Source organism: Nostoc sp. TCL26-01 (genome assembly GCF_013393945.1).
Classification (GTDB): Bacteria; Cyanobacteriota; Cyanobacteriia; order Cyanobacteriales; family Nostocaceae; genus Trichormus.
In genome coordinates this window covers 2,894,931-2,908,511 of the sequence record NZ_CP040297.1, presented here as the reverse complement: position 1 = coordinate 2,908,511, position 13,581 = coordinate 2,894,931, and the positions used below count along the sequence as shown (strand labels likewise).

11 protein-coding genes are annotated in these 13,581 nt (G+C 42.9%); 2 read left to right on the top strand and 9 right to left on the bottom strand.

What is annotated here, in order from left to right; translation table 11 throughout:
* Positions 1 to 7: 7 nt before the first annotated feature.
* The 6 genes from FD725_RS12455 to groES all read right to left on the bottom strand — a co-directional run bounded on the left by FD725_RS12455 (position 8) and on the right by groES (position 4,483).
* Complete coding sequence (locus FD725_RS12455; protein WP_179048444.1) at positions 8 to 193, bottom strand: hypothetical protein; 186 nt, start codon at positions 191 to 193, stop codon at positions 8 to 10.
* A 421-nt stretch (positions 194 to 614) separates the two neighbouring features.
* Positions 615 to 1,214, bottom strand: coding sequence for a GNAT family N-acetyltransferase (locus FD725_RS12450; protein ID WP_179048443.1), 600 nt, complete (start codon positions 1,212 to 1,214; stop codon positions 615 to 617).
* The gene (locus tag FD725_RS12445) at positions 1,198 to 1,335 is read right to left on the bottom strand and encodes a hypothetical protein (protein WP_179046225.1); all 138 of its coding nucleotides are present in this window, start codon (positions 1,333 to 1,335) and stop codon (positions 1,198 to 1,200) included. Before FD725_RS12445 ends, FD725_RS12450 begins: the two co-directional genes overlap by 17 nt.
* 146 nt (positions 1,336 to 1,481) lie before the next feature.
* The gene (locus tag FD725_RS12440) at positions 1,482 to 1,982 is read right to left on the bottom strand and encodes a hypothetical protein (RefSeq protein WP_179048442.1); all 501 of its coding nucleotides are present in this window, start codon (positions 1,980 to 1,982) and stop codon (positions 1,482 to 1,484) included.
* Positions 1,983 to 2,474: 492 nt separating this feature from the next.
* A complete protein-coding gene (gene groL / locus FD725_RS12435) occupies positions 2,475 to 4,109 on the bottom strand; it encodes a chaperonin GroEL (protein WP_179048441.1) in 1,635 nt (544 codons plus the stop codon).
* A gap of 62 nt (positions 4,110 to 4,171) precedes the next feature.
* The gene (gene groES / locus FD725_RS12430; protein WP_066375868.1) at positions 4,172 to 4,483 is read right to left on the bottom strand and encodes a co-chaperone GroES; all 312 of its coding nucleotides are present in this window, start codon (positions 4,481 to 4,483) and stop codon (positions 4,172 to 4,174) included.
* A gap of 1,074 nt (positions 4,484 to 5,557) precedes the next feature.
* Between groES and FD725_RS12425 the strand changes: the two genes are divergently transcribed.
* On the top strand, positions 5,558 to 6,235 hold the full coding sequence (locus tag FD725_RS12425; protein ID WP_010997804.1) for a response regulator transcription factor: 678 nt from the start codon (positions 5,558 to 5,560) through the stop codon (positions 6,233 to 6,235).
* A 136-nt stretch (positions 6,236 to 6,371) separates the two neighbouring features.
* Here FD725_RS12425 and FD725_RS12420 read toward each other — a convergent pair whose 3' ends face one another.
* A complete protein-coding gene (locus FD725_RS12420; protein ID WP_179048440.1) occupies positions 6,372 to 9,191 on the bottom strand; it encodes a Calx-beta domain-containing protein in 2,820 nt (939 codons plus the stop codon).
* A 363-nt stretch (positions 9,192 to 9,554) separates the two neighbouring features.
* Here FD725_RS12420 and FD725_RS12415 point away from each other — a divergent pair, with 363 nt between their 5' ends.
* Positions 9,555 to 10,133 (top strand): HdeD family acid-resistance protein, encoded by a 579-nt coding sequence (locus tag FD725_RS12415; protein ID WP_179048439.1) that lies wholly within the window; start codon positions 9,555 to 9,557, stop codon positions 10,131 to 10,133.
* Positions 10,134 to 10,315: 182 nt separating this feature from the next.
* Here FD725_RS12415 and FD725_RS12410 read toward each other — a convergent pair whose 3' ends face one another.
* Entirely contained in the window at positions 10,316 to 12,121 is a 1,806-nt protein-coding gene (locus FD725_RS12410; RefSeq protein WP_179048438.1) for an HTTM domain-containing protein, read from the bottom strand.
* Between the two features lie 16 nt (positions 12,122 to 12,137).
* Positions 12,138 to 13,448 carry an NAD(P)/FAD-dependent oxidoreductase gene (locus tag FD725_RS12405; RefSeq protein ID WP_179048437.1) on the bottom strand — a complete coding sequence of 437 codons (1,311 nt, stop codon included), beginning with the start codon at positions 13,446 to 13,448 and terminating at the stop codon, positions 12,138 to 12,140.
* Between the last annotated feature and the right edge of the window lie 133 nt (positions 13,449 to 13,581).

Genomic DNA, 13,581 nt, shown 5'->3' with positions numbered 1-13,581 from the left:
TATTACTCTAGGTTAAAGGCAGGTGGAACTTGAGTTGTTGCTGAAGTTGTTGCACTTCCTTAACGGATAAACCGGTGCTACGAACGATAGTTTCAATCGATACACCTTCTCGCAGAAGATTGAGTGCGATCGCTCGTGTCTTTTCGTCTTCAGCCTCTTTCCAGATTGAGCGATAAACGGTAGACTCTTGCATAATGTCCTTCCGCAATACCCGATAAATAATCTTACGACTATCTCCTCATATCTCACATCCCTCAGACAAGATCAACAACATCAATTCCCTTGGAAAATCTTGAAATTCAGATTTACCCTGCGAGAAGAATTCTTCCTCGATTTTATCTTCAGTCCAAAAATCATAGTCGTCAACTATATCTGATGCTCAGAACAAATCGTATGCAGTCTCGCCAAAATCTTGTAAGGCTTTTATAAACTCTGCGGAAAATCTCTTTAGCGAAAACTCAGCACTCATTGAAGAAAATATAAAAATACCAAAACAGATCAACTAGAAGACTAACGGCTAAAGTGAGCGGCGGCAGATATGCCTGAAACGAAGCGCGAAATCTCTCTACCGTCCGATCCACTGTGTTGTTAGGCTGTGACTCCACGACTAGGCATCATGTGGAATCGATATCCTGACTATCTAACAGATCAATGACAGGCTTCAGATCCAGATACAACGTTCGGTATGGCTCTGTAGGTGGTAATTCCTCATTTGGAGCAGCAAATCGAAATCCAATCCTTCGATAAAATCCTGAAGCATCGTAGGGAGGCTCAACATCCGGGTCATAGAGTGCATCAACCGTCATGAATCGAACGCCCAGCATTGGGGAGATTTCCGCCGCCACGTATTCAATTGCCCATTCAAGAAGCTGGCGACCTACCCCCTTCGTTCTGCGATCAACTGCCAACAACCCAATTTTGACAGCAGGGAAAGTTCGGTACTTAACACCTTCATTCAGAAGAATTGGATCTTCCAGGGTCAGCTTATCTGCAAGCAGCGTGATATACCCGACCAATGACCCCTCAAACTGTAGAATCCAGCACTGACTAATATTTGCGTTGACTTCTCGAAGAACTCGCCCCTGCCGCCAATAGGTGACAAATTCGCCACGAACAGAGCGAAATCCTTGTCCAGACACATCCATTTCGAGGGTCAATCTCTCAGGGTTCATTTGAGAGAAATCAACTCCCTCGAACTTACTGCTTTGAGGCATTCTGGAGTCTCCGACGGCGACGAGCAGCAATACGTTTTGCAAGTTCGAGTGCTGCCTCGTCTGCCACGTAACCACCAGACTCTAGCGCCTGAGCAAGCTTTTCCGCCTCACTCCCTGACACTGGTTTCGATTCTGTATGAAAAGGATATTGCATCTGGTGTACGGTAACCAACAATTCCATATTAACAGAATAAAATTGTGTTTCCTCAGTAGACCAGTATGGTGCGACAAGATGTATTGTATCTGTTCTACTCAGTCTGGAGTTAACTAACCGTCTGTAAAATCACTTCTCTTGATAATAGCCCAGCGATCGCCCTGAAACTCTTCTATGGAAGCTTTAACCCCAAGAGTTATCAGTTGATGCCAGATATCTTCAGCCTTTTCCTGAGCAATGTTTCTGGTTACTGAGCGAGGCAAAGAATCTAGGACAGCAGTAATTGCTTTTTCTCTAACTCCTGTAGCAACGCAAATGATTTGAATTGCTTCGTCTTGCTTCTCTTCGGGAATCTCTTCAGCAACAACAACACAGCGCTCAGGACTACCGTTGTAGATAGCATAACCACCAAATTGCCAGACTGTCATTTGCTCTTTATTATTCAAATTTGCTGGAAAATCATAGTCATGCAGATAAGTACGAATTTCGTCTACGTTTCCCCAACTAATTAACTCTAGGTAGGTGCGCCCTACACCAATCTCTAAACCGTGTTGGTCATAAACCTCAAGACAGCCATCGTCACCATCGGTTGTTACTCTTAGAGCATAAGTCACATCATCCTCATACGGTAACTTGTACAGCCTAACCCAGTATCTATTAAGACAGTAATAGTAATCATAGGCGGCTCTTACAGACGCTGGAATGCTTTGAAGCAAAGCTGGATTGTGATCAATGTCAACTAAGTATTTTTCAAACAAGTCCTGATCTTCAGGTTCTTCGTTCTGAATGTATGCTCAATACCTTTCTAAAACATCATTCTCATAAAGTTCCTCATAGTATTGCTTAATCAAGTCGTTTCTTTCCATGTTGCTGCCGGAAGTTGTTTACCTGATAGTCCTTAACATAAGCGTACCTAATTTTGGATATACAGCCTAACTATTTCTTACACGGAAATTTTCTGTATAGTCTTTAGACTTAAAAAATAAACTGGATGAACTTTTAGTTGTGAGTTGAATTGAAGTAGGTGTTTATGGGTTTCAAAACAAAAAACAGCCGCCTCCACAAAAGAAGCAGCTGTTTTTAAAAACTTACCCGACTACAAAATATTAGTAATCGAAGTCACCGCCGCCAGCGCCAGCGCCAGCAGGAGCGCCGTCTTTGGGTTCTGGCTTGTCAACTACGATACATTCGGTTGTCAACACCATCCCAGCGATAGAAGCAGCGTTTTGCAGTGCAGAACGAGTTACTTTCGCAGGGTCAACAATACCAGCTTCTAACAAGTCAACGAATTCGTTGGTTGCAGCGTTGTAGCCGACGTTGAAGGCTTTTTCTTTCACACGTTCAGCAATCACAGCACCATTTTGACCTGCGTTTTCTGCAATTCTCTTTAAAGGTGCGGGTAATGCACGAGCGACAATCAACGCACCAGTCAACTCTTCATCCTTGAGGTTAGCATTTGCCCAAGCATCGAGTTCAGGAGCTAGGTGAGCTAGAGTTGTACCACCACCAGGAACGATACCTTCTTCTACAGCAGCCTTGGTAGCGTTGATAGCGTCTTCTAGGCGGAGTTTCTTATCCTTCATTTCGGTTTCGGTGGCTGCACCTACTTTGACCACAGCCACACCACCGGAGAGTTTTGCTAGACGCTCTTGCAGTTTTTCTTTGTCGTAGGAAGATTCAGTTTCTTCGATTTGACGACGAATTTGTTCTACACGAGCTTTAACGGCAACGTCGTTACCTTCAGCAACAATTGTGGTGTTGTCCTTGGTAATGGTGACGCGACGAGCTTTACCCAAACTTTCTAGCTTGGTGTTGTCCAGTTTCAAACCAGCATCTTCGGTAATCAGTTGGCCGCCGGTGAGGATAGCGATATCTTCTAGCATAGCTTTGCGGCGATCGCCAAAGCCAGGAGCCTTAACAGCAGCTACATTCAGTACACCGCGCAAGCGGTTAACTACAAGGGTTGCTAAAGCTTCTTTTTCGATATCTTCAGCGATAATCACCAAAGGACGACCAGAACGAGCTACTTGTTCGAGAACTGGTACTAGGTCTTGTACTAGAGCAATTTTCTTATCTGTTAATAGTAAGAAAGGCTCATCAAAAATCGCTTCCATCCGTTCAGGGTCGGTGGCAAAGTAAGGAGAGATATAGCCTTTGTCAAAGCGCATCCCTTCAGTAATTTCCAACTCGGTAGTTACAGACTTACCTTCTTCTAGGGAAATTACGCCTTCCTTACCAACTTTGTCCATCGCTTGAGCAATCATCTGACCGACTTCATCGTCGTTACCAGCAGAAATTGACCCAACTTGAGCGATCGCTTTAGAATCTTCTACAGGGCGAGCGTGTTCTTTAATTCTATCTACTAAGAAACTGGTAGCTTTATCAATACCGCGCTTCAAGGAAATAGCGTTAGCGCCTGCTGCTACGTTTCTTAGACCTTCTTTAACAATTGCATGAGCCAAAACGGTAGCAGTGGTTGTACCATCGCCTGCTGCGTCGTTGGTTTTGGAAGCAGCTTGACGAATCAAAGCCACGCCAGTGTTTTCAATATGATCTTCTAATTCGATTTCTTTAGCAATGGTGACACCATCGTTAACGATTTGTGGCGCACCAAATTTCTTTTCTAGTACTACGTTACGACCTTTGGGACCAAGGGTAACAGCCACAGCTTCAGCCAGGATGTCAATACCTCGCTCCAGGGCGCGACGGGCGTTTTCGTTGTAGATAATGCGCTTTGCCATAGGTGTCTCGATGTGTGGAAGTTAAGTCAATTGTTTTGTCTTGAAATTTGGTAATTGGTCAATTACCCAACCACTGCTAAAATATCTTTTTCAGAGAGCAGTACATATTCTTCAGTTCCCAGCTTGATGTCAGTGCCAGCGTACTTGGAGTACAGCACCTTATCACCAACTTTGACTTCCAATTCTTGACGGCTACCGTCATCATTACGTCTGCCAGGGCCAAGAGCGACTACTTCACCTACTTGGGGCTTTTCTTTCGCCGTGTCGGGCAAATACAGACCACCTGCGGTCTTTTCTTCAGAGGCGCTCACTTTAACAAACACGCGATCGCCTAAAGGTTTTACTGTGGATACGCTTAGAGATACAGCTGCCATATTTAAATTTCTCCAGAGTTAGCACTCTCAACTCCTGAGTGCTAATCTACCGAAGAAAACCCCACAATGGCAATATTTCCAAGTGTACGGGTTTCCGAACTAAGAGAAGGAATGGGGAGTGGGGGAGTGAGGGAGTGAGGGAGTGCTGAGTGGGGGGAGTGGGGGAGTGAGGGAGTGGGGGGAGTGAGGGAGTGGGGGGAGTGGGGGGAGTGGGGGGAGTGAGGGAGTGGGGGGGTGGGGGAGTCCTGAGTTTTGACTAATGACCAATGACCATTGACTATTGACTATTGACTATTGACTATTGACCATTGACTATTGACCAATGACTATTTACCAATTCTCCGTCCCCGTATATACACTCCATTACATTCCCGTAAGTATTAATCCCTAATTATTCGTATTTTTCAGGTTCTTTTCTATAAGTAACGAATATTTTTATATGGATAACTTTATTTGCAAAGTGGAGAAATTGTTATAGAACAGTAATCAGAGAGCCGCTTAATGAGTAACAATACAGTGGTTTAGTGCAACAAAACTTAAGCTTATCGCTTGCGAGTTTGTTGTTCTAGACCGATAATAGTTGTCTACCCGGAAGTGTATGGTATTGCCAAGCAAACCCGGAGGTTATTGAGCGGATCATCGAACAACACTTGATAGGCATAATGGTGGTGCAAGAATAAGCATTTTTACCCCATCCTTTGCCAACAACTCCCTGACTTGCTTGTGAATGTCTAAATCTAATGCTGAATATCCACAAGATATTGTAAAGCAGTAAGCCTAATGAAAGCGCGGGTTATGTTGCAGCTAGGGTCATCTTAAGCCAATACTTACTTGTGAACTAGAAAGATTATTATTTAATCAGTGTTTTTTCACCCGCCACTTTCAAAGGGATATATAATAGCGCATTATAATATACTGCTCTACGTGTCCTTACTGGAATATTGCTAATGCACTAGTGGTTTCACAGCCAGTGAAAGCCACTCTCAAGACTCCAACAAAGAAAGGGCTAGTTAAGTGGGAAAAATGACAACATCTCAACAATCCACCATAAAAGGATAACCATTCAAGACCTTGATGGATCGAAGCGCGACAAGTGCCACTGCTATGAAAGAACCCAGCATGAAAGATCACAAACGACTTCTATTGATTGATGATGACCCTAACCTCATCTTGCTGGTGAAGGATTATTTAGAATTCAGAGGATATGAAGTCATCACTGCGGAAAACGGACGAGAAGCTCTGGAAATACTTGAACACGATGTTCCAGATATGATCATCTGCGACGTGATGATGCCAGAAATGGACGGATATACCTTTGTAGAACAAGTCCGGCAAAACGAACGCACCAGTTGGATTCCAGTTCTTTTCCTTTCCGCAAAAGGACAAAGTGCAGACCGAGTTAAAGGTCTGAACAAAGGTGCGGATGTTTATATGGTCAAACCCTTTGAACCAGAAGAACTCGTAGCCCAAGTAGAATCTTCACTCAAGCAAACTATCCGTTGGAAGGAACACCAAGCCAAAGGCGGGGAAAATGGTTCCCGCATCCAGGTTCCTTTTGATGTGCAGTTAACCCCAACCGAACTGAAGGTAGTACAGTTTGTAGCCAGGGGTTTAGCTAACCGAGAAATCGCTGAAGAATTAAATGTTAGTCAGCGCACTGTAGAAAGCCACGTGTCCAATATGTTGGGCAAAACTAATCTCCACAACCGCACTGAACTAGCGCGGTGGGCGATTGAAAATCAAATGGCTTAAGTAGTTATCAGCACTTCAGCTGTCAGCTGGGAAAAACTAACTGACAGCTGATAGCTTCAACAATTTGGGTGAATTGGTAAAAATTACCATTTTCCCATGCTCCATTAATCTTAGCGATCGCCAAATAATGCTGCTCTTAAGCAATACTAAGATTGACTCGCACAATGGTATCGTTGAAATCTTGATCACCGCCATTTGGTAAATCTTCAAAACCAAAGACGTTATTTGCCAATAGTCTAATATGGTCAACTTTGTCGGTGTTAGCACCTAAGAATGGGAAATAAACTGCGGGATCATTATTGGCATTACTATCAAGAATCGCCTCTGGTCTACCATTAACAATGATGAATGGTGCAAGTAAAGAACCCGGTTGAAAATTACCAGTATAAGTTGCAGTTCCTTGATTATTTACTGTTAAATCTATCCCAGAAATTCGATTACGAATGGCAGCTTGAGTATAACCAGCTTGTCCAGGAAGAATATCGGCTGTACCATCACTATTGGTATCAATGCCACCATCTTCATTAGTTACTTGATAGAAGCCAATAAAGTTGTTGTAAGCGGCTTCTCTATTCACAACAAAATCAGCTTTTACTAGTGGTGTTAATCCCCGTAAATCAATTAATTCCCCTTGTATGCGACCTTGTAAATTTATCCCCAAAGGTAAGTTTTGATTTGTGGTCTGAATCCTGACTACCAAATCTTGAAAATCATTGGTATTACCAAATCCACTCTCCCAACCTATAGAGAAAGCATTATTACCTAAATTAGTGACTTTTGTGGTTGTCGCATTAGCAAATAACACATTTGTGATGGGAGTTAAACCTGCTTGTACAGCATCAGTTGTACTATTTTTGACGAGATAAAATCTTAAATTATCACCAGAAGTAAATTCTAGTAAACTTGCTAAATTATTAGAATTAAAGCCGTTGGGATTGTTGGCTATAGTCGAGAAAATTACTCTAGCTCGTTGTAGTGCGGCTTGAGTGTAGCCTGCTGCACCAGGAGCAATACCATTGATGTTGCCGTTAGCATCATCTACAACAAATACACCTAATTCATCAACGGAATTAGTATTGTGTTCTATAAGAGTAGTTTGGAGTTTGACTTGATCACTTTCACCTTTAATAGTGAAAATATTATTATTAGGATTCTGTAACAGTGGGATATCGTTATCAGTGATACTAACTTCAATAGGGTTGATCAGAATGCCATTATAGTTAACATCATCACTGGTAGCTGTATGTTGAATATTATCGCTGCGCTCTCCTTCTACCAATGAATCATCTACCGCTATTACTGTGATATTTTGTGGTACATTCCAATTTGCAGATGTAAAGGTAAGTTTTTGCCGATCAGTAGTGATTTGCTGACCGCTATTAATAGTAATAATGACATCAGCTGTAGGTTGGCTAGCAAGTACAACAGAGTAACTATCAGTTGTCCCACCTTCAGTAACTTTTGTATTGCCATCAGTTTGGCTAATAGTTACGCCTGTATTATCATCATTGTTGATAGTACCCTTGGCTGTACCATCTGTAGAGCTAATAATTGCCCCATTGGTGGGATTGCTCAAACTGACACTAAATGTCTCATCTCCTTCCAATATGTCATCTTGATTTGTCTCGACTGTAAAGGTTTTTTGCGTTTCTCCTGACTGGAAGGTGAGAGTTTGAGTTTTAGCTACAAAGTCGGTGTTAGTGGCTGTGTCGGTTGCTGTGATGGATGTTGATACTGTGATACTTTGCTCGGTTTGAGCATTTCCGGTACGGGTGATAGTGAAGGTGAGGGTATTTCCTTCGGTTGCGGAAGTGGGAGCGATCGCAAATACTGGATTTAAATCATCATTGTTGATAGTACCCTTGGCTGTACCATCTGTAGAGCTAATAATTCCTCCATTGGTGGGATTGCTCAAACTGACGCTAAATGTCTCATCTCCTTCCCATAAGTCATCTTGAGTTGTCTCGACTGTAAAGGTTTTTTGTGTTTCTCCTGGCTGGAAGGCGAGGGTTTGAGTTTTAGCGACAAAGTCGGTGTTAGTGGCTGTGTCAGATCCTGTGATGGATGTTGATACTGTGATATTTTGATCGGTTTCAGTGTCTCCTGTGCGAGTGATGGTGAAGGTGAGGGTGTTTCCTTCGGTTGCGGAAGAGTTAGTAATTGCAAAAATCGCAGATGTATAGTCAAAGTCTTCTGGTGTGAGAGTATTAGCTTGGACATTTCTTAAAATGCCTAATTCCTGCAACTCATTGTTAATGTTGGCTTTAACGACTGTATCCAGTCCTCTCTGCTCTAATTGCAAATCTTGGAACGTCTGCACCTCTGGAATACCAGCGACTATGACTTTATCATCATTTTGAGTAAAATCTAATACCTCAACAGGTACTTCAGGAATAGCTGCACTGGTCAGAAAAAATCTGTCTAAACCTGTTCCTCCGGTGAGTTGACTACCTTTGCTTCCACCAAAAAGGAAATCATCACCAGCATCACCAAACAATTTATCACTAGCTAATCCACCAATCAGAATATCATCGCCTGCATTGCCATTGAGGGTGTTATTTCCTGTACCATTGGAGACATCGAGAAAATCATTACCCAATCCACCAGACAGAATATTGTTACTACTACCTTCTATAATTGTTAGGCGATCGCGTCCAGAACCACCATCCAGTTGGTTATTTCCACCTTCAACTATAAATAACTGATCGTTATCGTCTCCACCTTCTAGGATATTAAAACCGTCAACACCGAGCGCATATAAACTGTCATCACCAGCTCCGCCTTTGAGCCTATCATTTTTGTTGCCCAGTAGGCGATCGCTACCAATGCCACCGTCTAGTAAATTATTACCCTCTCCATTAGTAGCATCTAGAATGTCATCACCCTCAAAACCAAAAACTTGGTCATCTTTATCTGCATACAACTCATCTACGCCGGAAGTGCCGTTAATAATCATATTTTGTGTTTTTATCTAAGATGTTGTTTAAATAAATTTAGTCAGGATTAATAATCAGTAATCAGTAAAATTGACCTTTAATTTCTAATAATTATTAGTTAGTGTTTTTGCCGGAAAATCACTAAGAATATCTACTCACGCTCAAGTTAATAAAAAATTATTAGGAGTTTATCAAAAAATTAAAATATACAAATGTCGTATCTAAAGCATCAAAAAATATCAATCTGCGGATAGAAAATCTATGCCAATGAGTAATATTCCATTGGTTAGATGGAAGACAAGTAGGAAGAATTTAAGCTGAGTCTAGTTAGCAAAGGTCATGAGCAAAATTTGCCAACAGTGTAGAGCTGCTCGACACCAGCAATGAGAAACAACCTTTACTCAACGAGAATCAGCAATCGCCTAGCTAAAAATTGGTGGACATTAACCTTGAGAGGAGCGATCGCCATTATATTTGGCTTAGTGGCTTTAGCATGGCCAACTCTGACACTAACAGCACTGGTATACCTCTTTGCTACCTTTTGGCTAGCTGGAGGAGTATTATTAGCGATCGCGGCATTGAGAGAGCATCTCTACGATACTCACAATTGGTTGCTGTTACTCGAAGGCGTTGTGGGGATTGCCGTCGGTATGCTAGCTTTTATTTGGCCGGGCGTAACTGCATTTGTCTTACTCTATCTGATTGCCGCTTGGGCAATTGTCACAGGTGTCTTGGAAATGATTACAGCCCTGCAACTGCGACAAGCAATGGAAAATGAGTGGTTACCAGCAGTAACTGGACTTGTCTCGCTCATCTTCGGTGTGATGTTGATTATCTGGCCTGTCGCTGAAGCATTAGCTATTTTATGGTTGATTGCTGCCTATGCCATTCTATTTGGCACACTGCTGTTGATTCTGGGCTTCAAGTTACGTAGTTGGCACAATCAGCACCAGATTTCTTAGTTTTGCTAAGAGGATGTTTGAAAAGTATGGGGCGAATATAATTCGCTACTACACAGGCAAAGTCTGCCTCCGCAGACTAAGACAAAATCAAGGATTTCCAACCCACGGAGGTGGGTTTTGTCTGTGTAGACGCGATTTCTAATCGCCCATAAGAGTAACATATTAGACTTTTCAAACAACCTCTAAGAACAAGACTGCTGCCAAGTCTGTTTTTTCTCAACAGTTTGCTTTTCCCCTGGTGGAACTGTGCGTTCATCCATAAAGTAAACATCAAAACTCTTGAGACTTTGCTCACCAGGATGTTTAGCATTCCAAGTACGGCAGAGATATTGACCATAGAACGGATAAAGTCGCTGACCGATCGCCCGATTCAAATTGATAAAATAGGTACGCCACTGCATATTGTTGTATATCGTTCCCCGTAATCCCAAGCTAGGCTTATCCCAACTCACAGGATTACCACTCCGGAAAATATCTACTTCACTACCATTTTGCAACCGACCGGGAATTACATACCAACCATCATCTCTAGGGGGGCCAGGAGCAAATATACTCCACGATTGGTCTAGGCGTGTAGCCCTACCCACGAATTCTGTACTTTGCCACACCTTGCGCTTAAAGGCATCGGGAGCATAACTACTCACATTCCAAACAAAGGTGTATAGCAGCAACAATAACGCCAGAATATTTAATAATCGTGATGGACGTACTTGAATGGGGCGAAATTTAAAAGGTTTGGTGAATCTACCAGCAATTTTGCGGTTAGTAGCCACAGCCTCATAAAACTTTGTCCCCGCAGCCATGACAGGTTTCCAGTTCAGCAGGGGAACTAGGAAGAAAAATACCGGTGAGAGGCTAACGATATAGACAATCCCAGCAAACTTAAAATGTCGTTTACCTTGCCAATCTTCCACGACCCAGGAGTTATAAGCCTGCATATCAGCGTAGATATCGGGGTATTCTTGCGCCATCAGTAGCGGCGTTCCGGGCAAAATTAAGAGTGTTCGCAACAGATGCACCACTTTTTTACAAAAGCCACAATCAGCATCAAAGTAGATTTTCAATCCTTGACGGGCTGGAGTTTGCAGGCGTTTGTGCAGCGCATGCCAAAAGGAACTGGGGAGGAAGGCTAACCAACTGAAGATACTTAAAAATGGGAAGATGCCTAAATTCAAAGTCAAGCCAAATCCAGCGTGCAGCATGACAAAGGTAATCACGGCACACATCCGAAAGAAGCTATTACGAACGGGAACGAACAGTAACAAAGGGGCTACCCATTCCAAAACCAGGGTAACGTAGGTAAACAGTGTTAAAAGTGCGGGAAAATTCAGAAGGAAATGACCGATTGGTGTAGCATACTGATCAAAACTCAGGGAATAGTAAACAGCAGTGCCTTCAGTCCAAACTGGGCTTCTGGTTTTGAAGGCGGCAGAGAAAATGTAGATAAAACACTGCTGAAATATCAACGCCACTGTCGCACCAGAAACAACTCTGGCTGGTAGCTTGTGGTTAGCAGAGTTGAGGGCGCTTTCAATCGAGTAACTTGCACCCAAGGGCAGAAACATTGCCCAAAACATCAAGGCACGTAGAACATCATCGGCAGCAAAAATGAGCGACGGATTGCGGTTATGTAGGGAGATCAGCAATACCCAAGAAGCGATGGTAGCGATGCGGGTATGATACCCAACTAACATGGCGATCGCCATCACCGCCGCAATAGTAAATAACAGCACTTGGAAAATCGGCTCACCACTGATAGCATGAAGTGACCAATGCCAAGGTTTACTAATCTGGGCTAGCAAGCTGCGAGGCATCACCCCTGCATCAGTATAATGAGCTACGACATCACCAAAGCGAATCCCCAAATCAGCCAGCAAAACCAAGGCTATACCGATGCGAAACGCCGCTAGCGATCGCAAATCTAATCCAAACACTTCATCTAGTTTTTTTGCCCAAATGCTCTTGGGTATTTGCTCATTAGCAACCATAACAGTATTTATTTAATTAGTTTATTGATTTTCGCTGATGTCTTTGTCGTCGCCAATACGACCGGAGCAACCGTTTTATCCCACTGGGCAATCGTTTAAAAATACCATTGATTAACCAACGCATCGCCACTTGCAATTGATGTTTGAAAGTTGGCAGACGTTGGATATATACTCCTCTGCGGATAATTCGACCGAGATGACCATCAATAGTGATGCCAAAGCTAGAAACTACAGCATTATTTGTCCCTAATGTCAACATCTCACCTAAATGCAGGTAACGGAATGATTTCAGGGGACGACCTCTGAGCATTGCCCAGAGATTACGCGCTGCATGAGGTGCTTGTTGAAAGGCTACTTGGGCGGTTGCGGGGATGGGGTTGCCTCGGTGGTCACGAATATCAGCTAAATCCCCTAAGACCAAGACATTGGGATACTCGACTAGTTGCAAAGTTGGGGAAGTGATTAACAGTCCTTGGGGATTGTGTTGACAATCTAGTTCACAAATCCAAGGAATAGACTGATTCCCAGCCGTCCACAAGACTAAATCTGTTTTCAGTTTGCGAGTGTTGCCTTGGGTATTGAGAGTGATAGCATCAGGAGCGATCGCTTCAATGCTAGTGTCTAATTCTAAATGCACACCGCGTTTTGCCAAAGCTCGATACGCTGCAACTTGACTACCTTGAGAAAAAGTTTTGAGAATTCCATCACCTCGGTCAATCAAGTGAATTTTACCGCGATGTTTCAAGCGATCGGCTAGTTTACAAGCCAGTTCTACACCATTAGGCCCAGCTCCCACAATCCCCACACTGATGACTGAACGATTTGATACTGCCAAAAACCTCAACTTTTCTTTTAAATGTTCCGCATCCGCCAAAGTCCGAAAGGTTTGCGCATACTCCTTTGCACCGGGAACACCATCTAACCAAGTCTGTTTACCAACAGCCAACACCAAATAATCGTAAGTGAGTGTACGATTATCCAACTGGACTAATTGCTGTTTGAGGTCAACACCTTGAATTTCCGTCTGACAAAATTGGACATTGGTGTTTGCCAAGAGTTTTTTATAATCAGGGGCAATTTCCCAAGCTTGCAATTCTCCTGTTACCACTTCGTAGAGTAGGGGCGTAAATAAAAAATGATCCCGTTGTTCTACTAAAGTGATCTCATATTTGACAGACGGCAATTTGCCAAACTTGCTCAATGCCAACGCCGTATATAATCCACCAAACCCACCACCTAAAATACAAATCCGGACTGGATGTGGACTGCTAGATGCGGATTGTCTCAGTCTACCCTGGTTGCGAAATTCGTCGTCTAGCTGATACATGGTTTTCGTAATTCGTAATTCGTAATTCGTAATACCGCTACGCGGAAGCAAGCTACGTAATTCGTAATTGACAACCGAATGGCGAATTATGTGATATTTATATTTTTTATTAGGTATTATAAATTACTCTTGT

Bases quoted from the DNA above. Each gene is read 5' to 3' on its own strand.
- FD725_RS12455 (WP_179048444.1), bottom strand. From the start codon at position 193: ATGCAAGAGTCTACCGTTTATCGCTCAATCTGGAAAGAGGCTGAAGAC.
- FD725_RS12450 (WP_179048443.1), bottom strand. From the start codon at position 1,214: ATGCCTCAAAGCAGTAAGTTCGAGGGAGTTGATTTCTCTCAAATGAAC.
- groL (WP_179048441.1), bottom strand. From the start codon at position 4,109: ATGGCAAAGCGCATTATCTACAACGAAAACGCCCGTCGCGCCCTGGAG.
- groES (WP_066375868.1), bottom strand. From the start codon at position 4,483: ATGGCAGCTGTATCTCTAAGCGTATCCACAGTAAAACCTTTAGGCGAT.
- FD725_RS12425 (WP_010997804.1), top strand. From the start codon at position 5,558: ATGGATCGAAGCGCGACAAGTGCCACTGCTATGAAAGAACCCAGCATG.
- FD725_RS12420 (WP_179048440.1), bottom strand. From the start codon at position 9,191: ATGATTATTAACGGCACTTCCGGCGTAGATGAGTTGTATGCAGATAAA.
- FD725_RS12415 (WP_179048439.1), top strand. From the start codon at position 9,555: ATGAGAAACAACCTTTACTCAACGAGAATCAGCAATCGCCTAGCTAAA.
- FD725_RS12410 (WP_179048438.1), bottom strand. From the start codon at position 12,121: ATGGTTGCTAATGAGCAAATACCCAAGAGCATTTGGGCAAAAAAACTA.
- FD725_RS12405 (WP_179048437.1), bottom strand. From the start codon at position 13,448: ATGTATCAGCTAGACGACGAATTTCGCAACCAGGGTAGACTGAGACAA.